Raw genomic sequence first — 21,777 nt, 5'->3', positions numbered from 1 at the left:
TTTTGTTAAAAATTAGTTGATAAAAAAAGGAAGGAGAAAAAATGATTAAAATTGGAGTAATTGATAGTAGAAAATCATACCGTTCGCAATTAAGTAAAAAACTACAACTTGAACAAAATATAGATATCGTCGCTGAAGCTGACTTTGCTTCAGAAGCATTTGCTATCTATTTAGAATTTCTACCAGATATTATTTTGATGGAAATCGACTTAAATTTATCTGTTTCAATAGAGAGCATATGCTATTTATTAAAAGAATATCCTCAAGTAAATATTATTGCTTTAACAAATGAGGTAGATGAATTGTTTGTTAAAGAATCAATACGAGCAGGGGCAAGCGCATATGTATTAAAGAATGCGGGAATATTAAATCTCATTGAAGCGATAAATAATGTAGATAAAGGTTATTCTTATATTGATTCTAGAGTAGCAAATGTAGTATTAAAAGAATTTCAACGATTAAGTCGCCTAGAAATTAGAAAAAATGAACTTTTAAGTCCAGGATATTTATTAACTAAAAGAGAATGTGAAATTCTGCAATTATTAGCATCGGGATATAGTAATAGAGCAATTAGTCAAACTATTTTTCTTTCCGAGACAACAATTAAGAATCATGTTTCTAATATTCTTTCCAAATTGAATGTAAAAGATCGTACACAAGCAGTCGTCTTAGCAATTAAAAATGGATGGGTAGAATTAGATTGATTAGAAGAAAGATAAAATGTAAGTTGAAAAGGCAAACTCTCAATATATGGATGAAATTGGGTATCGATCGGTACTCATAGAGTTTCCAGTATTTACATTAGGTGCACTAATTTTTGCACTGAGGTTCCAAAAGAGGTATGGACTCTAATAACATGACTGTTTTACGCTGTGTTCCTGCACTTAAGATTAACAAAAGGGTGGTGTTATGAAAAATCAGCATGGTTAACTTTAATAGGTTTACTTAATTGTTGTTGGTTTACACTCATATGCATAATATTTATAAATAATACTTGAATTGGTCTGTCCTCCAAATTGGGGTATCTGTATAACGAAAAGTTCTTTTTTCATAAAGAGAGAGTAGAGTTTTTCTTTCATTTTATTGTAATTAATTATACAAGATATGTTATGAATTAATAGAAGAGTAGGATAAAGCCATTATGATGAACGATAGACTATAAGAAAATGTATTATTTTCATATTATTCTAAAACATTTATAATTAGCACGAAACCGAATTTTAAATAATACTACATGGAAGAGCCTGTCAAATTGGTCTCTCCATGTATTTTTTTATTTACAATATATATTTATAGGAAGTAGTTTTTGTTGATATTATAAAATGTTATCAGGAAGAGACAAAATACTGTTTAATAACTGTTTATTAATAGATTTATATACTTTTTAGAATTGTGTGAAATTATCAGGAGGAAAGCAATGAAAACTGCTAAAAACCCTTTAGTTTGTATTAGTTTTATATTTTATTTATTTGCATTAGTTTTTATATTATTTTTAGATTCAAGAGGTTATAGATGCTCAGATGTATCTTTTAGGGAATACATAAAATCGTCTTCAAATTTTATACCATTTAGAACTATAAATCTATATGTTCATTCTATAGCCCATGGAACCTTGAATATTAACATCCCTTTAAAAAACCTTGGTGGTAATTTAATTTTGTTTTTACCTATGGGCATTTATTTACCGCTTTTTATAAAAAGAATTAACAAAATACGTATATATGTAATTACAATGACTATTTTATTATTATTTATTGAGGTAACACAAGTAGTTTCAAGAAGAGGAAGTTTTGATATTGATGATTTGATTCTAAATATGATAGGTGCTGTATTAGGATTTGTAATTAGGAATGTTAGATTTGTTCAGAAGCAGTAAATTAGTTCCAACTCATTTTTCATAGTTTAGAGCCAACCAATGAATCTTAACAAATGATTAAAAGGTTAATCAATCAGAGAAAGTAACATTTTGCATTAATACTATAAAAGACAAAAGCAAATACTAATTTTTACTTTCAGACTAAAATTCAATAAAAAAAGAAGTGACTCTAAAATTGAGATGCATTTCTTTTTTTATTTTAAGAACATTTTTTTAGTATATGAAAGAAAAAATGACTTTTAAATTAGATAAAGCTGGTTGAAATAATGTTTTAAGGTTCTTGAGTAAGTTTATAGTAAAAAACCTACTTAAATAGTGCTTCTAAGAAGGGAAATGTATGCTTCGTACACGTTAATAATCGATCCTTTTATATATTGGTTCCATTTCTTTTTATTTGTTGTTGTTGTTGTTGTTGTTGTTCCAAGCATTTTAATGAGAAAGTCTGTCCCAAAATCGAGAATAATTGCAATAAAGGTTGCGAGCACTGGAATTGGGTCAAATGGAACCATAGAAACAAGGACCATCATAAGAAATTGATAAAGCCGGGCAAGGTTTTTACTTTGTACGATGCCTAAAAATAATTGCTCCATTCTATATCCCTTTAGTTTGTGTTTTAGTTATTTGCATACGTATTTAGTATGGCCAATCTAGTAAAGCGCATTTTCAGGGAAATACTGTTCATACCAAATACAGAATACATACACAGTCCAAACATAGCGTGCATGATTCGCTTTGCCCTCATAATGTGCATCTAGGTAATCCATTAATAATTCTCGGTCAAAAAACTCACTGATATAAACTTTTTCAAACGTACTACGTAGCATTTGATAGTATTTTTCCTCACGTAACCAGTGGCGCATAGGAACAGGGAAGCCGAGCTTTTTCCGTTTTGCCCAAGCTTCAGGTAATTCACTAATAGCTGCTTTACGTAGCGCAATTTTTATATCTGCTGTTGTTACTTTATATTCGGTTGGGATACTACTTGCCACGCTAAATACTTCTTTATCTAAAAAAGGGACACGTAATTCAAGCGAATGGGCCATGCTCATTTTGTCGGCTTTTAGTAGGATCTGGCTTGGTAGCCAAACATTTAAGTCGACATATTGCATTTTTGCTACATCGTCTGTGTCTTGAACTTTGTTATAATATGGCTTTACAATATTCCAAATCGATGGTCCATGATGATATTTTTCATTTAATAGTGCAAGTGCATCTTCTTCTTGCCAAACAAAGGCGTGTCCGATAAAACGTTCTTCAATAGATTTTGCACCGTTTTCTAAGAAGGTGGTATAACGGTTTGACGGTAAGTATTTTACTATTGCTGCTAGCGTGTGACGCAATACAGCAGGTACCTTTGTATATTTCATCATTTTTTCTGAAGGCTTATACCACTCATAGCCACCAAATAACTCGTCTGCCCCTTCTCCGGAAAGCACAACTTTTACATCTTTACTTGCTAGTTCCGATAAAAAGTAAAGGGGAAGTGAAGATAAATTGGAATCGGGTTCATCCATATGCCACTGAATCTTCGGAATGATTTCAAATGCTTCTGCCGCTGTAATATGCTTTTGCTTATTTTCAAATTGCAGCTCCTTTGATAGCGCCTTTGCTAAAGACGTTTCATCAAACATCGATTCATAACCTTCAAAACCAACGCTATACGTTGTATCAGGCTGTAAAAGCTTTGCGATATAGCTTGAGTCAACACCACCTGATAAAAATGAGCCAACTTTTACATCACTTATGGAATGAACCTTAACAGAGTCTTTTAAAACACCTTTAATATGTTGTGCATGCGTATCAAGAGAATCAGTTGACGGTGCGAAATTGTTAGTCCAATAAGATTTAATTTGGATATTTCCATTTTGAATGAGCATATACGATCCAGGTGTAAGCTTATACACGCCTTTAAAAAATGTCTCGTCCATGGCAGGGTATTGAAACGTTAAATAAGGACGTAATGCCTGTTCATTTAATTCCTTTTTAAATGCTGGATGTGGTAAAAATGATTTAATTTCCGATCCAAAAATAATCGTGTTGTCTGTTGTGTGCTGCGTATAATACAAAGGCTTAATGCCAAAATGATCACGGGCAATAAACTGGAGATTTTGTTTTTTATCCCAAATACAAAAGGCGAACATCCCCCGTAATTTTTGTAAAATTTGCACGCCGTGCTGAAGATAACCTTTTAATAAAACTTCTGTATCGGATCTCGTTTCGAAAATATGGCCGTATTGCTTTAATTCTTCACGAAGCTCACGGTAGTTGTAAATTTCTCCGTTAAATACAAGAATAATGTCTTCATCTTCTGTTGAAAAGGGCTGACTAGCAGCTGTACTTAAATCGAGAATGCTCAGACGACGAAAACCTAATGTCACTTTTTCATCTGAATAGATGCCTTCACTATCTGGACCTCTGTGAACAATTGTTTTGAGCATTATCTCCATTATTGTTTTATATTGAATTGGTTGTGTACCATGTATAAAACCTACAAATCCACACATTGTGCTGCACCTCTTTAAAGTTTTTATACTTTACATTGTACAAAGAGGATTTGTAGAAAATATGGAGAAAGTCGGCTGTCTGAAAAGAGAATTTGAGACAACCGATTTGCGCCGAGGATGGTGGAGGGAAATGAGACCACCGCAGAAACAAATTCATGTATTCACAATTTAAAATTATTCATCCGGTAATTTATGGGGTAAGGAAAGAGTGATGCAAGTACCTTTTCCTAGTGTACTTACGACGTGAATCTTTCCTTTTAGGTGTTTTGTTAATTCTGCAACAATGGCTAGACCAAGGCCAGAACCACCTAGATTCCGTGCACGAGATTTTTCCACGCGGTGAAAACGATTGAAAATTAAAGGGAGGTCCTCCTTTGGAATACCAGGACCTTCATCACGTATGATAAATAGAATTTGTTTATAATCCTGTTTCGCAATAATTTCAATATCCCCTCCATCAGTATAATGAACGGCATTTTCCATAAGGTTTATTAAAATTTGTTCTAGGCGTAAACCATCTGTATAAATATCAGACAGGTTTGGATGTACATTCATTCGAATGTTATTGTTTGAATCCTGTGCTTTTAGCGCAACCTTTTCTACAACGGATTCTACAAGATCATCGATATCCACATACTGACGATACAGTTGAACATTGCCTTCTTCCATTTTAGAAAGCTCAAATAGCTCTTGGATTAACTTCGCTAGACGATTAGCTTCACTCTCAATGATGCCCGCATATTTTTCAAGCTCTTCTGGTGTTTGGTAACGTTTATTTTTGATAATATTGCCATAGCCCTTTAAATACGAGGTTGGTGTTCTTAGTTCATGCGAGATATTTGCTAAAAATTCACTGCGGTTAATACGATAATCATTGAGCTCAATACTTAAATCGTTAATCGCTTTGGCTAAGGAGCCCACTTCATCACTAGAGTGCACACGGACCTTCGTTTCAAGATTTCCCTTAGAGATTTCGCGTGTCGTTTTCTCCATTTCCACTAACGGACGACTGAGGCGCCACGAAAGAAATATTGTATAGATGAGTGCTAAAATGATGGCACCGATTATGGTACGTATAATCCAGTCACGTACATCATGCATTTTGGCATGAAGTTCACTAATGGAAGAAAAAATGATGACCCCACCACTAAACTTTCCATCTTCCATGAAGGGTTTGACGACATAATAAATATTTTCCTCCGTTTTAGGAATAACGCGTTCCCCAGCGAGATATTCATTGGCTTCTAGGCGTGTCAGCCAAGACTCTGAAATATTCCTACCTTGATGATATTCCAAGTAACCTTCTGATTGCACAATCCCATGTTCATTAAAGAAGGCCAAATTATGGTCAGTTAGTGATTGAATCTTAAGATACAAATTAGAGTCACCTTTCATTGTTTCCGTGACAACTATTTCAATACGGTCACCTAATGTCCGTACATTTTCATCTAAATATAACGAATAAACATTTAAGAAAATGCGATCGATAAATATGGCGAAGGGGATAAGAATCGTTAAGAATAACAGCATAATCGTTAAGCCAAGCTTCGTCACAATACTATCTATTTTCATGTTAGTGCCTCTGGAATAATTAGTTGATAGCCCATACCCCATACGGTTTTAATAATCTTCGCTCCTGGTCGTATCCTTTTAAATTTCGTTCGAATATTTTTTACGTGTGAATCAATCGCTCGTAGTTCACGTTCTTCGGCATAATCCCATAATAGCTCAAGTAACTTTTCACGTGTAAATACGCGTTCAGGTGATTCCATAAGAAGTGCAAGTAGCTGAAATTCTTTACTCGTAAGCTCAATGAACTGACTATCAAAGGTTACACTGCGATTATCAAGATTGATGACTAATGTCCCATTGTTTAGCGATAAAATTTGCGTATCATTTGTTTCATCGTCTTTAAAAGAAGAACGACGTAGTAAGGACTTAATGCGAGCGAGAAGCTCTTCAAATTCAAAGGGCTTTGTGACGTAATCATCTGCACCGAGCTCTAGCCCCTTTACTGTATCTTGTAAATCCGTACGTGCAGTGACCATTAAAATAGGTACGTTTGAGGATTTTCGAATTTCCTTGCATAATTCAAAACCATTGATATAAGGGAGCATGACGTCTAATAAGATGAGATTGAATTCATTTGATTTGAATATTTGCAATACATCTGCACCGTTATCAACTAGTGTTAAATCAAATTGACTTTGGAGTTGGATTCGCATGAGTTCCTGCATATACTGTTCATCTTCAACGATTAAAATTCTTTTCATACAAATCACTCCATGTTACTTCAAAATAGTTGCCTGATGTAAAGTATAAATTCTTTTTTCCATTTGTGTAATGTAATTTTCATTATTTTGTACATCCACGTCTGTTAAGAAACTTAAGTTATGAGGCGTCAGAGACATAGCGCCAAGCTCTTCTTGGATAACTCCAGTCACCTGAAAAAGAAACGTTTTGTTCGAATAATACATACTGTAGATTGCGCATTTTAGCAATATTAATAGTATCTCTACCTCGGATTGAGAAGATTCATCTGAAGCCATAGTCAGCCCGCGTTTGAAGATATACTGGTGCATAATACTATATCAAAATGAGTGGGTCTCTTCCATTATAAAATCAATATTTGCAGCTTACTTTTGATTGAATGTAATTATTAAACTAGAAAAATGCATAAAAAATCTGTGTTTGAAAAGTGTATCCAAGTTCATATTTAAACTGGAAGATTTCATAGACAAGGAAAGTCTACAATTTGATTAGGTTTGCCTTATTTATTATTTTTATTTTTTGTACTGAAAGTTTTTGTTACGCAAAACATTATTATGAAGAAATAATAAAAGATCGCTAAGACACAAAAAAATCAAAAAGAACATTATAAAATCTTTTAGATTCTTATATGTTGAATTCTGCATAATTTCTTCATATTTATTCTTTATACTAATTCAGAGGATAATAATAAAAGGATAGGTGAAATTATTTGTTTGAACAATTAAGTTTATTTTTGGCTTTTGGGGCAGGGTTATTGTCGTTTATATCACCTTGCTCATTACCCCTTTACCCCGCATTTCTCTCATATGTTACCGGGGTATCTCTAAATGAACTAAAAGAAGAAAAGGGAATATTAAATAGGAAGGCATTGGTACACACACTTCTATTTTTACTTGGTTTTTCAGCTATCTTTATGGCTTTAGGATTCTCCACGTCTTTCATCGGGACGATTTTCATTCAATATCAAGATTTACTAAGACAAGTAGGTGCGATTGTTATCGTATTTTTTGGTTTAGTAGTCCTTGGAATTTTTAAATTTGAATTTTTACTATCAGAGAAAAGAGTTCAGTTTAGAAAAAGACCTAAAGGTTATATAGGGTCCGTATTGATTGGCATGGGATTTGCAGCGGGATGGACACCGTGTACAGGACCTATACTTGCAGGTGTAATTGCTTTAGGAATGTCTAACCCTGAAAGAGGAATGCTATATATGCTATTTTATGTACTGGGTTTCTCTATTCCATTCCTCATAATGTCATTGTTTATAGGAAAAATGAAGTTTCTTCAAAAAAGAAATGGATTGTTTATGAGATTAGGTGGATTTTTAATGATTGAAATGGGTGTCTTGTTGTATTTTGATATGATGACAAAGATAATTGCATTTTTAACTCCTTTTTTTGGAGGATTCACTGGGTTTTAGAACAGGATTAAAACTAATGAGGAAAGTAGGGTTATCGTTACCATGGATAAAAAGCAAAAAAGGTTTTATATGCGGTTCATACTTTTGACGTTAATGGTTGGAGTTATTGTTTTTACCATATACTCTAACTTAAGTAAAGGAAAAAATGAAGTTTTACAAGTCGGAGATGCAGCACCAGATTTTGTACTTGTTGATATGAATGAAGAGAAGCATCAATTGTCTGATTACAAAGGTCAAGGGGTATTTTTGAACTTTTGGGGAACTTGGTGTAAACCATGTGAAAGAGAATTTCCGCTAATGGACAAACAGTATCAAGAAGTGAAAGATCAAGGACTTCAAATACTAGCGGTAAACATAGGAGAATCTGATTTTGTCGTTCAAAAATATATTGATCGAAAAGGCTTAACTTTTCCAGTTTTAATTGATGACAATAAAAGTGTAATGGAAACCTATAATATTAACCCTTTGCCAACTACTATTCTTATTAACCCAGAAGGGAAAATAGAGAAAATAATCACCGGCGAGATGAGTGAAGAAAGCATTAAGCGGTATATGGAGCAAATAATGCCGGACTAACATGCGGTTTCATATAAACTATATAGATTTTCTAGTGAGAAGGTGCAAATGTTCTAATGAATAGAATTTCGACAAAGTTAACAGCCTACTTTTTTATTGCTGTACTGATAATGGAAACATTTCTTATTTTTTATCTCCATAGAAATATTATTCATGCAAGAATTGAAGAGGAGTTTTCCTTATTATTGAAAAACGGATCAAATCACAGGGAAGTACTTGTAGAATACTATTCTGACACAACGATGAAACATATCGTATTGATGGAAAAAGGGGGAGATAGAGAAGTAGTTATTACGGATAAAAAAGGTGAAATCATAAGTAGCTCGTTTGAAAATACTAAGTATTTAAATGAATTTCTTCCACTTATAAAAAACCTTGATTCGAAGATAGATAAGGTACTAATTTCAGAGTGGAAAAAGTCACCTTATATTATTAGTGCACATCCTTACAAAGTGAGTGATGATCAATCTGGTTATGTTGTCATGTTTCAAAGTACGAGTTCTCTTAAACAATTGGTGGATAAGCTAAACATGCATTTCGGGATAGCAGGTGGGACAAGTATTATCCTCTTATTTATCGTTTATACCGTCCTTTCTAGACTTCTCACGAGACCTTTAATCCGTATGAAAAAAGCTACAGAAAACTTAAGTAAAGGGGATTTTGCCGTGAGTCTTCCGAACATCGGTAAAGATGAACTTGGGGATTTATCAGGTTCAATTCAGAAATTAGCTAATGACTTAGAGAGGTTGAAGACGGAGCGCAATGAATTTCTAGCTTCAGTTGCCCATGAATTAAGTACACCTTTGACATACTTAATTGGATATTCAAATGTTGCCATGAGAAAAGAAATTAGTGGAGAAGAACGAGCACAGTATCTTGGAATAATTGCAGAAGAGTCAGAAAGAATGAAAGAACTTGTCAAAAATTTATTAGACTTAGCAAAAATGGATGAAAATACTTTCACTGTGTCCAAGGAAAATTTTGGGGCACAAACGTTTTTTGAAAACATCATCAAATTAGTTGGACCTTCTTTTGAAATGAAGAATATTAAGCTTAGTTTTGTTTGTGAAGACAATTTTCAAGTCCATGCGGATTCATTACGATTAGAGCAAATTGTATTGAACTTACTAGATAATGCATGGAAGTATTCTAAAGAAAATACAGAAGTTACACTGGCAGTTCATAAAAAAGAGAAGAAAACAATCATCTCTGTAATTGATTTTGGAATAGGAATTCCCACCGATGAAATTGAGTTCATATTTGAGAAGCTTTACCGTGTTGAAAAGTCACGTTCTCGTTCATTAGGTGGATCGGGAATTGGACTAGCCGTTGTGAAAGAGTTAGTGGAAGCGCATGGAGGTACAATTGAAGTAAAAAGTACTTTTGGAAAAGGAAGTACATTTACCGTAATAATTTAGTATTACTCGGAAGTTACTCAAGGCGTAATTGAATAGGAGGTTCCTGAGCATATATGCGGACGATTTTATTAGTTGATGATGAGCAAAGAATGTTAAATCTAATTGAATTATTTCTCCAACCGCTCGGATTCAAATGTATCAAAGAAACAAGTGGCAAGAAAGCGATAGAGAAACTGAAAAATGAAAAAATTAATCTTGTGTTATTAGATGTCATGATGCCGGAGATGAATGGATGGGAAGTATGTGAAAAGATACGTGAGTTTTCTAATGTACCTATTATTATGCTCACGGCAAGATCGGATAAGTTAGATTTAGTAAAAGGATTAAACACTGGAGCCGATGATTATATAACAAAACCTTTTGACGAAAATGAATTGGGGGCTAGAGTTAATGCGATTTTACGTCGTTTAGATGAAGATAAATCAGAGGAAGAGACTATTATTTACGAGGGATTGAAGTTAGAAAAAGAAACGTTTTCATTACAATATAAGGATTCGATCGTACAACTCACCTTAAAAGAGTTTTATATTATCGAAGCATTAATTTCTCGCCCTAAAAAAACGTATACACGCGAAGAGTTATTGGATGCTGCATGGGAATATGACACATACACAGATACGAGAACAGTGGACTCACATATTCGAAATTTAAGAGAAAAATTAAAAACGAATGGTTTTCCTACTGATGAGTTTCTTAAGACAGTATGGGGAATCGGATATAAATGGAGCTAAAGGAGCAAGATTAAAATGAAGAAATATAATATTTTTATCGTTTTATTAGTACTTATATTAGTGCTGTCTGCGTGTAACTCAAATGAAAAGGAAGTATATTCATTTACGGAAGTAAAAAATAGTAAAATTGATCATATACACGGTTTAGGATATTTAAATGGAGGAAACGATATCGCCATTGCAACACATTTTGGACTATATGAATATGGCAAGGACGGATGGAAAGAAGCAAGTAGTCAAAAACATGATTATATGGGCTTTCAGGCTGTACGAGAAGGATTCTTTTCAAGTGGGCATCCTGAAGAAGGCTCTGAATATAAAAATCCTCTTGGTCTTATTAAAAGCATAGATAAAGGAGCAAGTTTCGAACAATTAGCATTTTACGGAGAGATTGATTTTCATTACCTCGCAGCTGGGTATGATTCGAATACGATTTATGTATTAAATGAAATGCCGGTTGAAGATATGAAAGTAGGTCTACACTATTCCACGGATGAAGGAGCCTCTTGGACGGAAGGAATGATGAACGGATTTATTTCAAAGTTTATTTCTAATTTGTCTGCACACCCCACGCGTAAAGAATTAATTGCAATTGGTAGCAAGGATGGATTATTTGTTTCGGCTGATTATGGCCAAAATTTTAAATCAATGAATAATACTAAAAATATCACTTATGTTACATTGAATAAGACAGGAGGTTATTATTCTAATTTTGATAACGATAAGGTATATCTAAAATCTTTCTTGTTGGAGAATAATGAAGAAACAGACATCCAACTCCCAAAAGATTTGAAGATGGATCCCATCGTCTTTATAGCAGTAAATCCTGAAAATCAAAAAGAACTTGTTATAGTTACAAATAACAATAATATTTATATAACGAAAGACAATGGATTTTCTTGGGATAAACTTGCTTCAAATGGTGAGTTATCAAAATAAGAAAATGGAAGGTGTCTCATAGATGTATAGTTTGATGTCAAAGATAAGTCAAACAATCAGTGAACCAGTTACTATTTTCTTGAACTCCTTTGAACATTATCCAATTGTAGTTGCACTCCTTCTTGGTTTAATTGGGGCCGTGGCACCGTGTCAATTGACAGGAAATATGAGTGCAATTACTTTTTACGGAAATCGTACCGTTCAAATGAAGAGTAATTGGGGAGAGATAGTATCTTTTATCGCAGGGAAGGTTGTTGTGTTTAGTTTAATCGGTATGTTAGCTTGGATGTTTGGTCAATCGTTTGAAACAAAAATGACCGAGTATTTTCCGATATTTCGTCAATTAATTGGTCCTTTAATGATTGTGACGGGATTGGTACTTATAGGAATTTTGAAGCTTGTATTCTTAAATCGTTTATCAACATATATCCCGATGGTATTAAAAGAAGGAAAGTTCGGTTCTTTTATGTTGGGAGCAAGTTTTTCTTTAGCATTCTGTCCAACTATGTTTGTTCTATTTTTCGTTTGGTTAATGCCAACCGTGGTATCAACCTCTTATGGTTTTATCTTACCTGCCGCTTTTGGGATTGCAACATCCATTCCACTGATTCTTCTATTTGTATTCATATGGCTTTTCGATGCAAAGCGATTAATTATGAAAAATAGCATGAAGATAGGAGGAATTATCCAAAAAATTGCTGGAGTAATTCTTATCATTATTGGTGTGTTTGATACAATAACCTATTGGGGAATATAATAACTAGAAACTTTAATGATGACTATACCTTACCAGGGGATCGTGTATTAAAATCATCACAAGAAGAAAAAACTAATGGAAACAATGTTTTAAGTCTTTAGATGAATTCAAATTAAAGGGAGTGAGAACAATGGAAAAGCAAGGTAATAGTGAAGATAAGCACAACCAAAGCGAACACTATCTTAACAAGCACGAAGGTCACAGCCAACATGATCATAGCATGCATAAAGGTCACGGCCAACACAACAGTGAAGATGACCAAAGCGTGCACGAAGATAACATCCAACACAGTCACAGTGAACACGATCACAATATGCACAAAGGTCACGACCACAGCCAAAATGGAAATCATGGTGGTGGTCATTCTACCCATCATGGACATATGGTCGGGGACTTTAAAAAACGCTTCTGGGTATCCTTAATACTGGCTATACCTATTTCATACTTATCCATGATGATTCAAATGCTATTTGGTTATGAAGTCAACTTTACAGGGGACACTTTATTATTATTCTTGCTTTCAACTATTGTCTTTTTATTTGGTGGGAAGCCGTTTTTACTTGGTGCATGGAGTGAGCTAAAAGACAGAGCTCCTGGAATGATGTTATTAATCTCCTTAGCCATCGTAACAGCTTATATATATAGTACATTGACAGCCTTTTTCATAATAGGAAGTGACTTTTTCTTTGAATTAGCTACTCTAATCGTGATAATGCTTCTCGGACATTGGATCGAAATGAAATCCATTATGGGCGCCTCTAAAGCGTTAGAAGAGTTAATCAAATTAATGCCTAAAGAAGCACATAAATTGGATGAATCAGGAAATATCGTAGATGTATCAGTAGAAGTTTTACATCCAGGTGATAAAATTCTTGTTAAATCTGGAGAAAAGATTCCGCTTGATGGCGTAATTTTTGAAGGAGTATCCACTGTTGATGAATCTATGTTAACTGGTGAATCTGTTCCCATAGAAAAAGCACCGGGTATGGAAGCAATTGGTGGTGCAGTAAATGGGGAAGGTGTACTGAAAATTAAAGTGAGTAAAACAGGTAATGACACCTATCTTGCTCAAGTAATTCAATTAGTAAGTGATGCAGAAAAAACCAAATCGAAAGCGCAAGGATTTGCAGATATCGCAGCCAAATGGTTATTTTATGTAGCAATAGTTGCAGGTATTATTACGCTTGTTTACTGGGCAACAACAGGGGATTTTGATTTTGCATTAGAAAGAATGGTTACTGTCTTAATTATTGCTTGTCCACACGCACTAGGTCTAGCTGGTCCATTAGTTACTTCAAGATCAACTTCCATTGCCGCAAAAAAAGGACTGTTAATCCGTAACCGGACCGCATTTGAAGGGGCATTTAAAATTAATCGTGTTGTTTTTGATAAAACAGGTACTTTAACGGAAGGAAACTTTGGTGTGACCGATGTTCATCCAAGTAAAGGTGTTAATGAAGAGGAGCTATTGAAACTAGCCTACTCCGTTGAAACGCAATCGGATCATCCAATTGCAAAAGGAATTGTGAAAGAGGGGAAGGAACGCAATTTAGGTCTTTATGAGGTAAAGGATTATCAAAATCTAACTGGAAAAGGACTAATTGCAAAAGTTAATGGTGCAGAAATTGCGGTTGTTAGTCCTGGTGCAATGAGAGCAAATCAAATTTCGTTTGATGAAAATACGTATGAAAAACTTGCACAACAAGGTAAAACCGTCGTTTTCGTGTTAAAAAATAATGTGCTACAAGGGATGATTGCTTTAGCAGATATTATCAGAGAATCCTCTTATCAAGTCATTAAAGAACTGAATGATCTTGGTATTGAAACAGTTATGATGACTGGTGATAATAGTCGAGTAGCAAATTACGTAGGTGAAAAACTTGGTATTATAAAAGTAATTGCAGAAGTTTTACCACATGAAAAATCAAATAATGTGAAGAAATTAAAAGAAGGTGGTAAAAAAGTTGCGATGATAGGTGATGGTATTAATGATGCACCTGCATTAGCAGAAGCTGATTTAGGAATTGCGATTGGCGCAGGTACAGACGTTGCGATTGAAACAGCAGATGTTGTACTAGTCAATAGTAACCCGGTAGATATCTTAAGTATTTTCAAGCTATCTAAAGCAAGTCATCGAAAAATGGTTCAAAACTTAGGATGGGCTGCCGGATACAATATTATCGCTATTCCTCTAGCAGCAGGAGTTTTATTCGGTATAGGTATTGTAATAACTCCAGCAATTGGAGCGGTGGTTATGTCACTAAGCACCATTATCTGTGCAATTAATGCTCAGTTATTAAAGATTGACTAAAATGATGTTCACAAGCAAGGATGTTCCCTGTGTCTAAAAAATTTATACACAGGGATATTTTTTTGCATGCATACCATAAAGGGGTATTAAATATAATCTAGAATATAGAAAAAGAATTATAAAAAACAAAAAGGGTGGATTGATGGGGTTCTATCAAATGTTTATTTTAGCGTCACTTACCGTGTTAACGTTAATAATCCTTCTTTTAGCTAGGCATTCAAAAAAAATATTTAATCCCATGCAAGGGATGGTTACTTCTATGTTTTTTGGTATGAATATTGGATTGACTGCGGGCGTTCTCCTAGGTGTAACATTACAAGGGAATCTATTTTTATCAACAATTCTTTCCATGGCTATTGGCATATTAGCAGGTTCAATATGTGGACGATATTTTGGAATTTTGTCCATATTAGAAGGAATAATGTCTGGTCTCATGGGCGGTATGATGGGTGCGATGGTGGGAGAAATGATCAACCAAGAACAATCAATGAGTTTAATAAGATTATTCTTATTGATATCCATTACTACTATCTTTTTATTTTTCTTGTTACCGCATAAGAAAAATCAAAAAATAGAAAATAAAATTTGGTTATTAAAGCCAATCATCCTAGCAGCTAGCATTATTTTTTATTTTGTAGGAGGTGTTTCTTTTGCCGAAAAACAAGTGAGTTCCATATCTACTACACCTTCACCTTCACAAGACCATAACGACCATTCTAATAACGTAGAGAATAAGATAGAAAATAACTCAAAAGTTATTACTATACAAGCTGAAAATATGAAGTACTCCCTAACAGAAATTGTTTTAAAAAAAAATCAACCGATCACTGTTGTTCTTGAAAATATGGATAACGTCGAACATGATATTGAAATGAAAATCCCAACTCTTAATAGTTCTAGCGAATCTACGCATAATCATGGGACAGAAGAAAACTTGATACATCTTCATGCCGAACCTAATAGTTCAGAGCAATTAACTTTCACCCCTGTTGGCACAGGGGTATATAAATATATTTGCACAATCCCAGGCCATAAAGAATCTGGAATGGTCGGTCAGGTACTTGTGAATTAGAAAGTTTTAGGGAGATAATTAAGAATCTTAAATATCTACATTAACAAAAATCATTACGCTTTACATACCCCTGGTAGGTATTGTATTATATATATAAGGATAGGAGGTTGCTTAGTTGGACAATGTAATGGAAGAAAGTAAAGTCACACCCGATATATCTTGTAGAAAAAGTCATCATCCTGAGCATGTGAAAAAGGATCTAACAAATCGATTAAACCGTATTGAAGGTCAGATCCGAGGAATAAAAGGTATGGTAGACAAAGACGTCTATTGTGACGATATAATCACACAGCTTTCTGCAACTCAATCCGCTCTAAATAGTGTTGCTAAGGTACTTTTACAAGGACACTTAAAAGGCTGTGTAGTGGATAGGTTAGCTGAGGGTGACGATGAAGTGCTTGATGAATTATTAGTTACGATTCAAAAATTAATGAAAAAATAAGAGGAGGAATTTTAAATGGCAAATCAAGTTACAATACAAGTTCAAGGAATGACTTGTGGGGGGTGCGTAAAATCTGTTGAAAATAGCGTTAACGCACTTAGTGGTGTGGAGAAAGTTAATGTGCAATTAGAAACGGGAAAAGTGGATATAGAGTTTAATGATTCGCAAACAGATATTAAACAAATTACGGATGCTATTGAAGGTAAAGGATATACAGTAGTTGCCTAAAATTAATAAGAAAGTTTGGCTTGTAAATCACTGATTTTTTCTGTAAATTATACCCCTACACAGTATGCAGTATTAATTATTATTAATCGAAAAAGGAGAAGTGAGAAATATGGAAAACGTAACATTGAATGTGAGTGGAATGTCTTGCGGTCATTGTGTGAGTGCTGTTGAAGGTAGTGTAGGAAAATTAGAAGGTGTTAGTCTTGTAAAGGTTCATTTAGATTCAGGTAAAGTGGATGTAGCTTTTGATTCAGAAAAGGTAAATGTAGATAAAATTAAGGCAACAATTGATGACCAAGGTTATGACGTGGAATAAAAGAGTAAGAGTGCTATTTGGCACTCTCTTTCTTACTTCCATCTATACCCCCTGGCAGTATTTAAAGGAGAGGTTAAAACAAAATGAGTAATGAAGTAAAAGAAACCAGCCTACAAATTACAGGGATGACCTGTGCGGCCTGTGCAACAAGAATTGAAAAAGGCCTAAATAAAATGGAGGGCGTAGAACAAGCCAACGTAAACTTGGCTCTTGAAAAGTCTACGATTAAATACGATCCTGAAAAATTGACAAATCAAGATCTTGAAAAGAAAATTCAAGATCTAGGGTATGGCGTCGCAAAGGAGAATAAAGAGTTTGCAATAACAGGAATGACCTGCGCTGCCTGCGCTACGAGAATTGAAAAAGGTCTTAACAAGCTAGAGGGAGTTTCATTTGCCAACGTAAATCTAGCGCTTGAAAATGCAACTATTGAATATAATCCTTCTCAGATTAACGTTTCGGATATTATTGCGCGAGTGGAGAAATTAGGATATGGGGCAATCAATAAAGAAGATGAAAAAGAAGCAATAGATTACCGAGAGCAAGTCATTCAAAAACAAAAGAAAAAATTTATTATCTCTGCAATTTTGTCTCTTCCCTTATTGTGGTCTATGGTTGGTCACTTTTCTTTTACATCATTTATTTATATGCCCGATTTTCTTATGAATCCATGGGTACAAATGGCTCTGGCAACACCAGTCCAATTTGTCATTGGGAAACAGTTTTATGTAAGTGCTTATAAAGCATTGCGAAATGGGAGTGCCAATATGGATGTCCTAGTTGTTATGGGAACATCCGCAGCTTATTTTTATAGTGTTTATCAGGCCATCATTACCATAGGTGAGCATCACACTGCCCAACTGTACTTTGAAACGAGCTCAGTGCTGATTACCCTAATTATATTAGGTAAACTTTTCGAAGCAAAAGCAAAGGGGCGTTCATCTGAGGCTATTAAAAAGCTTATGGGACTTCAAGCTAAAACAGCCTTGGTCCTAAGAGATGAAAAGGAAATAGAAATACCTCTTGAAGAAGTTGTAACTGGAGATATTATTTTAGTGAAACCTGGTGAAAAAATACCGGTTGATGGAGAGGTTATGGAGGGAAACTCTGCTGTCGACGAGTCAATGTTAACTGGTGAAAGTATTCCAGTCGATAAAACGATTGGTGATTCTTTGTTTGGATCTACAATTAATAAAAATGGTTTTATTAGAATGAAAGCAACGAAAATCGGAAGAGACACAGCTCTTTCTCAAATAATTAAAGTAGTGGAAGATGCTCAAGGATCCAAAGCCCCAATTCAAAGGCTTGCAGACAAAATATCTGGCGTGTTCGTGCCAATTGTAATAGGTATTGGCATTATTACTTTTTTAGTATGGATTATATGGGTGAACCCAGGAGAAGTTACTCCTGCACTCGAAGCTCTGATTGCCGTTCTTGTTATTGCATGTCCATGTGCACTTGGTCTTGCAACACCCACCTCCATTATGGCAGGTTCAGGTCGGGCAGCTGAGTTTGGTATTCTGTTTAAAGGTGGAGAACATCTCGAAACCACGCACCATATTGATACAGTAGTTGTTGATAAAACTGGTACAGTTACAAATGGTAAACCAGAGTTAACTGATGTAATTGTTGCAGATGGTGTAAATGAAGAGGAGTTTCTTTCTTTGGTTGGTACAGCAGAGAAACAATCGGAACATCCACTTGCGGAAGCAATTGTGAAAGGAATTCAAAATAGAGGGATATTACTCGGTACAGTTCAAGATTTCGAAGCAATCCCTGGATATGGAGTAAAAACAACAGTTAATCAAAAAGAAGTTCTTGTAGGAACTCGAAAATTAATGAATCAGTATCACGTGGATATTTCTAACATATTAACAATAATGGAAGAATTAGAGGCAAATGGGAAAACTGCGATGCTGGCAAGTATAGACGGTCAATATGCAGGGCTTATTGCGGTTGCGGATACAATCAAGGAAACGTCTAAGAAAGCCATCAAGCGTTTACGCAATATGAATATTGAAGTGATTATGATGACTGGTGATAACCAACGTACAGCTAAAGCGATTGGTAATGAGGTTGGAATAGATCATGTTATCGCTGAGGTACTTCCTGAAGGAAAAGCCGAAGAAGTTAAAAAACTTCAGGTAGCTGGAAAGAAAGTAGCAATGGTTGGAGATGGAATTAATGATGCTCCAGCTCTTGCAGTCGCAAATATCGGGATGGCAATTGGAACAGGAACAGACGTTGCGATGGAAGCTGCAGATATAACATTGATTAGAGGAGACTTAAACAGCATAGCCGATGCAATTATTATGAGCCACAAAACGATGAGAAATATTAAACAGAATCTGTTTTGGGCATTCGCATATAACACGTTAGGCATACCGATTGCCGCAGTCGGGTTACTAGCACCTTGGGTAGCGGGGGCGGCTATGGCATTTAGTTCCGTATCTGTTGTCCTAAATGCATTACGACTTCAAAGAGTAAAACTAGAAAAGTAAAAATTTTAATCTGACCCACTTCGGTGGGCTAATTTTATTTATCTTACATGGTGTGTAAAAAATTTCAATAATAGACTACTACGTACACTAATTATGAAATCATTAATAAATAAAATACCCAACCTATAAAGAAGTGGAAAGATACAACTTCTGTATCTAGCCTTTGGTTAAAACCTCCATAATTTTATCTATGAATAATCACTAAGTTTGCACTATTAACATGTTTTTTGTAAGGTATTTAAAAGTCTTCCGAATAAAGATAAAGTTTACCATTCTATTATAGAATTTCAAGGCAATAATCACCTTTATTTTACGCATTTGAGTACCTTTAGAACATGATTGAATATAATAATTATGAGGTGAAAAATATGTGCTTTTCAACTAATGTAATCGAACAACAAGCTCTTATCATAAGTGATAAGATAATTAAAAACTCTATATATAAACCGGTAAGTTTGGATTTTATTAGTGAAAAGAATGTTGGAATACAAGATTTCACAATGCAAAGTAGCGGAAAAGAAATATCACTAATTACAAGGGTAAATTTAGAAAACAATGAAGGATTACAAATTAGTGTAGAACCAAATGAAAATGGGTTAAGGTACGCTATGGGGGAAATCTCTTATAAAGATTATAAAAAACTGCAAAATCAAGAAAGTAGACAGTTTATTTGGTATTTCTTCGCTATATCAAGCGCTTTTCTATTGATATCCTGGGCCTCTATCAGGTGGTTTTTTATATAATTGTTTCTAGACTTTACTACTCTTAAGTGAATAACTAATAGTAACCAATATGATAGATATTATTTAATATTAACGAGAGCGTTGATTTCACAAGAATCAATGCTCGTTTTGTATGTAAAATTATTTGTACGGAAGAATTGATTATTTTGTTGTTACGTCGTTTACTGTTAATACAAGTTATCTTATTTACTGCATTGATATACAAATTGTAGGAAAACAATATAAAAAATATGATGTGCTACGGTGTTTAAAAAAGGCCGTTTAATTTAAAATTAATCTAAAGTTCCTAGTTTTTTTTCAATCACATAGGGAACAATAAATTTATAAAGACAATTTACATAGTGATAAAATTCAGTTCATTACAATATTGAGTAACTGGTCTGCATAATTTTTCCATAATTTCAGTGTAAGATGTTTAAAACAACGAGGTGTATCTTGTTGTAAATTTATTAGAGTTTAGAGGAGGATAACAATGAGAAAAAAATTAATTATGGTACTTGGTTCGTTGGCTATCACAGTTACAATGTCTGCTTGTGCTGGTGATGAAAAGGAAACGAACACAAATGAAAGCGTGGACACGAACGAAAGTTCTGGTGAAAATATGGAAGGTATGGATCATTCAAGTATGGACATGTCTGGATCAGGAGAAGTTCCTGAAGGCTTAAAAGTAGCTGAAAATCCAACTTTTGAAGAAGGAAGTCAAGCGATTCTGGAAACAGATCACATGGAAGGCATGAAGGGTGCCGAGGCAACTATAGTGGGTGCCTACGACACTACAGTTTATACAATTTCATATACTCCGACAACTGGTGGAGAAAGAGTAGAAAATCATAAATGGGTCATTCAAGAAGAGATAAAAGATGCTGGTGATAATACTTTAGAACCCGGTTCTACAGTAACTATAGAAGCAGATCATATGGAAGGAATGAAAGGAGCAACTGCGGAAATTGATTCATCCGAAGATACAACTGTGTATATGGTTGATTACATTCCGACAACTGGTGGAGAAGAAGTCAAAAATCATAAATGGGTAACTGAAAGTGAACTGTCTGCTAAATAAAGGATAAATTCCTTAAACCCCCGTAAAAAGAGCTTATTCGTCAAAGAATAAGCTCTTTTTACAGGGGGTTTTAAGTAAAATAACAAGGTGAAGAGTTTTAAACTCTTACCTTGTATAAAACATATCTAGCTTGTTCTAATCTTTTATCGTCTACATTTAATAAAAGTTAGTAAAATTACTTAAAGTTAAGTGACAATTAGTGTTGACTTCATATCGGCGTGTCCCGTCCCACATGGAATATTACAATAGATTGTATATTCTCCCGGCTCTGGAGGTGTGAAAGTGGCCCCTCCATCACCTTTGATGTCAACATCAAGACCATCGATAGCAATTCCGTGCATACCTTCCTTGTTTGCAAAAGATATTTTAACCGTTTCACCGGATTTTACAGTGTATTCTGTCTGATCGAATTCAAAATTGATTGCCGTAATATTTAATTCATTGCTAACGTTTGCTTCATCTGAAGAACTTGTATTTTCTACCTGTCCAGTTCCATTACTTGTATCCTTCCCACCACACGCGGCAAGAACAAACAAAACACTTAAGAAAAACGTTGCCAATAACCATTTTTTCAATATGAATACCTCCTATGTGTTTGGGGATTTATTTCTT

22 protein-coding genes and 1 pseudogene are annotated in these 21,777 nt (G+C 34.5%); 17 read left to right on the top strand and 6 right to left on the bottom strand.

Annotated features, from left to right (window positions below; translation table 11 throughout):
- Positions 1–41: 41 nt before the first annotated feature.
- From MKY29_RS10495 to MKY29_RS10485, 3 genes and pseudogenes are all read left to right on the top strand, one after another.
- A complete protein-coding gene (locus MKY29_RS10495) occupies positions 42–704 on the top strand; it encodes a response regulator transcription factor (protein WP_241599097.1) in 663 nt (220 codons plus the stop codon).
- 22 nt (positions 705–726) lie between these two features.
- Positions 727–978 (top strand): annotated as a pseudogene (ccsA, locus tag MKY29_RS10490) (cytochrome c biogenesis protein CcsA); the annotation flags it as partial.
- A 439-nt stretch (positions 979–1,417) separates the two neighbouring features.
- A complete protein-coding gene (locus MKY29_RS10485; protein WP_241599099.1) occupies positions 1,418–1,876 on the top strand; it encodes a VanZ family protein in 459 nt (152 codons plus the stop codon).
- Between the two features lie 308 nt (positions 1,877–2,184).
- On the opposite strand, the gene MKY29_RS10480 is transcribed toward MKY29_RS10485, so the two are convergent.
- From MKY29_RS10480 to MKY29_RS10460, 5 genes are all read right to left on the bottom strand, one after another.
- A complete protein-coding gene (locus MKY29_RS10480) occupies positions 2,185–2,466 on the bottom strand; it encodes a hypothetical protein (protein WP_241599101.1) in 282 nt (93 codons plus the stop codon).
- 57 nt (positions 2,467–2,523) lie between these two features.
- Positions 2,524–4,380: an asparagine synthase (glutamine-hydrolyzing) gene (asnB, locus tag MKY29_RS10475; RefSeq protein WP_340879722.1), complete on the bottom strand. Its 1,857-nt coding sequence runs from the start codon at positions 4,378–4,380 to the stop codon at positions 2,524–2,526.
- Between the two features lie 174 nt (positions 4,381–4,554).
- Positions 4,555–5,952, bottom strand: coding sequence for a sensor histidine kinase (locus tag MKY29_RS10470; protein ID WP_241599105.1), 1,398 nt, complete (start codon positions 5,950–5,952; stop codon positions 4,555–4,557).
- Complete coding sequence (locus tag MKY29_RS10465; protein ID WP_241599106.1) at positions 5,949–6,653, bottom strand: response regulator transcription factor; 705 nt, start codon at positions 6,651–6,653, stop codon at positions 5,949–5,951. Before MKY29_RS10465 ends, MKY29_RS10470 begins: the two co-directional genes overlap by 4 nt.
- 15 nt (positions 6,654–6,668) lie before the next feature.
- On the bottom strand, positions 6,669–6,929 hold the full coding sequence (locus tag MKY29_RS10460; protein ID WP_340879721.1) for a hypothetical protein: 261 nt from the start codon (positions 6,927–6,929) through the stop codon (positions 6,669–6,671).
- A 431-nt stretch (positions 6,930–7,360) separates the two neighbouring features.
- Here MKY29_RS10460 and MKY29_RS10455 point away from each other — a divergent pair, with 431 nt between their 5' ends.
- The 14 genes from MKY29_RS10455 (at position 7,361) to MKY29_RS10390 (ending at position 21,165) form a co-directional block, all read left to right on the top strand.
- Positions 7,361–8,071 carry a cytochrome c biogenesis CcdA family protein gene (locus MKY29_RS10455; protein ID WP_340879720.1) on the top strand — a complete coding sequence of 237 codons (711 nt, stop codon included), beginning with the start codon at positions 7,361–7,363 and terminating at the stop codon, positions 8,069–8,071.
- Between the two features lie 42 nt (positions 8,072–8,113).
- Complete coding sequence (resA, locus tag MKY29_RS10450; protein ID WP_241599109.1) at positions 8,114–8,647, top strand: thiol-disulfide oxidoreductase ResA; 534 nt, start codon at positions 8,114–8,116, stop codon at positions 8,645–8,647.
- A 56-nt stretch (positions 8,648–8,703) separates the two neighbouring features.
- The gene (locus MKY29_RS10445) at positions 8,704–10,065 is read left to right on the top strand and encodes a sensor histidine kinase (protein WP_241599110.1); all 1,362 of its coding nucleotides are present in this window, start codon (positions 8,704–8,706) and stop codon (positions 10,063–10,065) included.
- Between the two features lie 53 nt (positions 10,066–10,118).
- A complete protein-coding gene (locus tag MKY29_RS10440) occupies positions 10,119–10,796 on the top strand; it encodes a response regulator transcription factor (RefSeq protein WP_241599111.1) in 678 nt (225 codons plus the stop codon).
- Positions 10,797–10,811: 15 nt separating this feature from the next.
- Positions 10,812–11,735: a F510_1955 family glycosylhydrolase gene (locus MKY29_RS10435; RefSeq protein ID WP_241599112.1), complete on the top strand. Its 924-nt coding sequence runs from the start codon at positions 10,812–10,814 to the stop codon at positions 11,733–11,735.
- A 22-nt stretch (positions 11,736–11,757) separates the two neighbouring features.
- Positions 11,758–12,492 carry an urease accessory protein UreH domain-containing protein gene (locus MKY29_RS10430; protein WP_241599113.1) on the top strand — a complete coding sequence of 245 codons (735 nt, stop codon included), beginning with the start codon at positions 11,758–11,760 and terminating at the stop codon, positions 12,490–12,492.
- Between the two features lie 130 nt (positions 12,493–12,622).
- A complete protein-coding gene (locus tag MKY29_RS10425) occupies positions 12,623–14,803 on the top strand; it encodes a copper-translocating P-type ATPase (RefSeq protein WP_340879718.1) in 2,181 nt (726 codons plus the stop codon).
- Positions 14,804–14,960: 157 nt separating this feature from the next.
- Positions 14,961–15,875 carry a plastocyanin/azurin family copper-binding protein gene (locus MKY29_RS10420; RefSeq protein WP_241599116.1) on the top strand — a complete coding sequence of 305 codons (915 nt, stop codon included), beginning with the start codon at positions 14,961–14,963 and terminating at the stop codon, positions 15,873–15,875.
- 127 nt (positions 15,876–16,002) lie between these two features.
- Positions 16,003–16,317, top strand: a complete 315-nt coding sequence (locus MKY29_RS10415; RefSeq protein WP_241599347.1) for a metal-sensing transcriptional repressor — start codon at positions 16,003–16,005, stop codon at positions 16,315–16,317.
- Positions 16,318–16,332: 15 nt separating this feature from the next.
- Entirely contained in the window at positions 16,333–16,545 is a 213-nt protein-coding gene (locus MKY29_RS10410; protein ID WP_241599117.1) for a copper ion binding protein, read from the top strand.
- Between the two features lie 109 nt (positions 16,546–16,654).
- The gene (gene copZ, locus MKY29_RS10405; protein WP_241599118.1) at positions 16,655–16,861 is read left to right on the top strand and encodes a copper chaperone CopZ; all 207 of its coding nucleotides are present in this window, start codon (positions 16,655–16,657) and stop codon (positions 16,859–16,861) included.
- 83 nt (positions 16,862–16,944) lie between these two features.
- Complete coding sequence (locus MKY29_RS10400) at positions 16,945–19,362, top strand: heavy metal translocating P-type ATPase (protein ID WP_241599119.1); 2,418 nt, start codon at positions 16,945–16,947, stop codon at positions 19,360–19,362.
- Between the two features lie 368 nt (positions 19,363–19,730).
- Positions 19,731–20,105 (top strand): hypothetical protein, encoded by a 375-nt coding sequence (locus tag MKY29_RS10395; RefSeq protein WP_241599120.1) that lies wholly within the window; start codon positions 19,731–19,733, stop codon positions 20,103–20,105.
- 472 nt (positions 20,106–20,577) lie between these two features.
- Entirely contained in the window at positions 20,578–21,165 is a 588-nt protein-coding gene (locus MKY29_RS10390) for a YdhK family protein (RefSeq protein ID WP_241599121.1), read from the top strand.
- Between the two features lie 185 nt (positions 21,166–21,350).
- Here the strand turns inward: MKY29_RS10390 and MKY29_RS10385 are convergent, their stop codons facing one another.
- Positions 21,351–21,740, bottom strand: coding sequence for a cytochrome C oxidase subunit II (locus MKY29_RS10385; RefSeq protein ID WP_340879717.1), 390 nt, complete (start codon positions 21,738–21,740; stop codon positions 21,351–21,353).
- Positions 21,741–21,777 lie beyond the last annotated feature (37 nt).

The organism is Psychrobacillus sp. FSL K6-2365 (assembly GCF_038003165.1).
In the GTDB taxonomy this organism is placed as follows: domain Bacteria; phylum Bacillota; class Bacilli; order Bacillales_A; family Planococcaceae; genus Psychrobacillus; species Psychrobacillus psychrodurans.
Note: the sequence above shows the minus strand (reverse complement) of the source record. Positions and strands in the feature narration are given on the sequence as shown.

Coding starts and splice junctions, on each gene's coding strand:
- MKY29_RS10425 (WP_340879718.1), top strand. CDS start 12,623: ATGGAAAAGCAAGGTAATAGTGAAGATAAGCACAACCAAAGCGAACAC.
- MKY29_RS10415 (WP_241599347.1), top strand. CDS start 16,003: ATGGAAGAAAGTAAAGTCACACCCGATATATCTTGTAGAAAAAGTCAT.
- MKY29_RS10410 (WP_241599117.1), top strand. CDS start 16,333: ATGGCAAATCAAGTTACAATACAAGTTCAAGGAATGACTTGTGGGGGG.
- MKY29_RS10400 (WP_241599119.1), top strand. CDS start 16,945: ATGAGTAATGAAGTAAAAGAAACCAGCCTACAAATTACAGGGATGACC.
- MKY29_RS10440 (WP_241599111.1), top strand. CDS start 10,119: ATGCGGACGATTTTATTAGTTGATGATGAGCAAAGAATGTTAAATCTA.
- MKY29_RS10480 (WP_241599101.1), bottom strand. CDS start 2,466: ATGGAGCAATTATTTTTAGGCATCGTACAAAGTAAAAACCTTGCCCGG.
- MKY29_RS10430 (WP_241599113.1), top strand. CDS start 11,758: ATGTATAGTTTGATGTCAAAGATAAGTCAAACAATCAGTGAACCAGTT.
- asnB (WP_340879722.1), bottom strand. CDS start 4,380: ATGTGTGGATTTGTAGGTTTTATACATGGTACACAACCAATTCAATAT.
- MKY29_RS10390 (WP_241599121.1), top strand. CDS start 20,578: ATGAGAAAAAAATTAATTATGGTACTTGGTTCGTTGGCTATCACAGTT.
- MKY29_RS10420 (WP_241599116.1), top strand. CDS start 14,961: ATGTTTATTTTAGCGTCACTTACCGTGTTAACGTTAATAATCCTTCTT.
- MKY29_RS10465 (WP_241599106.1), bottom strand. CDS start 6,653: ATGAAAAGAATTTTAATCGTTGAAGATGAACAGTATATGCAGGAACTC.
- MKY29_RS10495 (WP_241599097.1), top strand. CDS start 42: ATGATTAAAATTGGAGTAATTGATAGTAGAAAATCATACCGTTCGCAA.
- MKY29_RS10460 (WP_340879721.1), bottom strand. CDS start 6,929: ATGGCTTCAGATGAATCTTCTCAATCCGAGGTAGAGATACTATTAATA.
- MKY29_RS10485 (WP_241599099.1), top strand. CDS start 1,418: ATGAAAACTGCTAAAAACCCTTTAGTTTGTATTAGTTTTATATTTTAT.
- MKY29_RS10395 (WP_241599120.1), top strand. CDS start 19,731: ATGTGCTTTTCAACTAATGTAATCGAACAACAAGCTCTTATCATAAGT.
- MKY29_RS10470 (WP_241599105.1), bottom strand. CDS start 5,952: ATGAAAATAGATAGTATTGTGACGAAGCTTGGCTTAACGATTATGCTG.
- copZ (WP_241599118.1), top strand. CDS start 16,655: ATGGAAAACGTAACATTGAATGTGAGTGGAATGTCTTGCGGTCATTGT.
- MKY29_RS10445 (WP_241599110.1), top strand. CDS start 8,704: ATGAATAGAATTTCGACAAAGTTAACAGCCTACTTTTTTATTGCTGTA.
- resA (WP_241599109.1), top strand. CDS start 8,114: ATGGATAAAAAGCAAAAAAGGTTTTATATGCGGTTCATACTTTTGACG.
- MKY29_RS10435 (WP_241599112.1), top strand. CDS start 10,812: ATGAAGAAATATAATATTTTTATCGTTTTATTAGTACTTATATTAGTG.